General features: G+C 49.2%; 3 protein-coding genes. All 3 read right to left on the minus strand.

Annotated features, from left to right (window positions below; all coding sequences use genetic code 11):
• Positions 1 to 31: 31 nt before the first annotated feature.
• The 3 genes from IQ217_RS18695 to IQ217_RS18705 all read right to left on the minus strand — a co-directional run bounded on the left by IQ217_RS18695 (position 32) and on the right by IQ217_RS18705 (position 1,478).
• Positions 32 to 175 (minus strand): hypothetical protein, encoded by a 144-nt coding sequence (locus IQ217_RS18695; protein ID WP_194021428.1) that lies wholly within the window; start codon positions 173 to 175, stop codon positions 32 to 34.
• A 28-nt stretch (positions 176 to 203) separates the two neighbouring features.
• Positions 204 to 668 (minus strand): DUF3531 family protein, encoded by a 465-nt coding sequence (locus tag IQ217_RS18700; protein ID WP_190596275.1) that lies wholly within the window; start codon positions 666 to 668, stop codon positions 204 to 206.
• 141 nt (positions 669 to 809) lie between these two features.
• Entirely contained in the window at positions 810 to 1,478 is a 669-nt protein-coding gene (locus IQ217_RS18705; protein ID WP_194021427.1) for a Mo-dependent nitrogenase C-terminal domain-containing protein, read from the minus strand.
• Between the last annotated feature and the right edge of the window lie 146 nt (positions 1,479 to 1,624).

Here is a 1,624-nt window from a genome sequence, read left to right on the forward strand (position 1 = left end):
GGAGGCCGTCTCGTGGGCTCGGGGATGGGTATCAGAGACACCCCTGGGCCTGCACCGACTGAATATGGAAGGCCCCACCAATTAGGGCAGGGATAACCATCAACCAGACCAGAAGTAAGGCGGACTTTACTCCCAGGAAATATTGCCGATCGCCGGGGGACAGGGATGGATGCATAGGGAAAAGTGATGGGGACAGAGAGAACCTAATTGTGGTCAAAATCTTCGAACTGGTCGAAGCGGTCATCCTGGCGATCGCCAACGGGCCAATCTTCATTTACTCCCCCCACAATTAAACGGCGAATGGGTACGTAATCGAGGGAAAGCTGGTACAGTGCATTGATCAACACATCCAGGGCAATGAGGTCGCTAGTGCCCAAGTCAAACCAACAACGGCCCCAGTGGTCTTGGTATTGGAAGTCCGCCATATTATGCATGGGGGCCATCATGGAACTAGGAAGATTAGCACTGTCATAGTCCAAATAACTCAGGTCAATGCCCGTATCCTGTACTTGAAGATTTTCCGCATTAAAACCCCCTAGTTTGCCTAGGTAAAACCAAGAAGCAAACAATTCTTCCACATATTGTTGCTCTGCTGGGGCAGGATTGGTCTCGAATTCTAGCCAGATCCAAAAGTCAAAGGGATTTACTTCCCGAAATTGCACTTCCATAGGTTGGGGAGATGGTTAACTTTTAAACGTTATTAATTTTTAAGCGCAACGAGTCGGAGGGAAATGGACGGAATTAATCAGCCCAAAAGGGAAAAATTCCGAAAATTTCCAACAATTCGACCAAAAGAAATGAAATAGGATTCAAATATAAGGGGTGATGTCCTCTTGGCAGTCATCGGCCAGGTAGGAAAGGGCCCGGAACCTCAGGCCAATTAACTGTTCGTAGAGGGGATTTAGTTTGCACAGGGGGGGAATATGAACAATTTTGCGCCCAAATAGTTTAACATCCCGCTCGAAGGGACATTGGGGGGGCACCAGATGGCAAATGAAATGGGCCAAACGAGGATCCTGGATGGCCATGGCGTCCAGCCAGTCCTTGACGGGGTGAAGTAAATCGGGATGGGGATGTTCCTCCATTTCGGTTCGATCGCCGTTGGGATCACAGATGGTATGTTCCAATGACTCCAAGGCGTCAATTTTTATCCCTAGGGCTTGACTAAATTCCCGTAATAGCCATCCTTCCACTGGAGAATAAAGGCCGTCGGCGATCGCCACCAACACCGCTGTACGCAGGAAATTTTCCGCTGTTTCCTTGTCGTTGCCCAAGCCTTCCAACAATTCCGCCGGGGTAATGGTCTTGAACAAAACCTCATCTTCTTTATTGCCAAAACCCATCTCCTGGGTGAGGCCAGTAATCATTTGTTGCTCCGATTCACTGAAGTCCCCATCACTCCAAGCAATGGTCAGCAGTCCCCTCAACCAAGTGGCAATTTGGACATCGGTATAACGACTTTGGGTACGATTGGCCATGATTTTCCCCCGGGCAACTATGCGGTCATCAAACACTTAAATCAAACTCTAACTGAAGTGTAGCTTAGAATACGGAGCCCCTTCCCTTCCCTTCCTAAGCTAAAGAAGACTGCTTTGCGTCCTCACCACTCCCCCTACCCCTGTCC

The sequence above is a fragment of the Synechocystis salina LEGE 00031 genome (assembly GCF_015207985.1).
Lineage (GTDB): Bacteria > Cyanobacteriota > Cyanobacteriia > Cyanobacteriales > Microcystaceae > Synechocystis > Synechocystis salina.

Excerpts from the sequence above, each read along its gene's own strand:
- IQ217_RS18695 (WP_194021428.1), bottom strand. The coding sequence starts at position 175 with ATGCATCCATCCCTGTCCCCCGGCGATCGGCAATATTTCCTGGGAGTA.
- IQ217_RS18700 (WP_190596275.1), bottom strand. The coding sequence starts at position 668 with ATGGAAGTGCAATTTCGGGAAGTAAATCCCTTTGACTTTTGGATCTGG.
- IQ217_RS18705 (WP_194021427.1), bottom strand. The coding sequence starts at position 1,478 with ATGGCCAATCGTACCCAAAGTCGTTATACCGATGTCCAAATTGCCACT.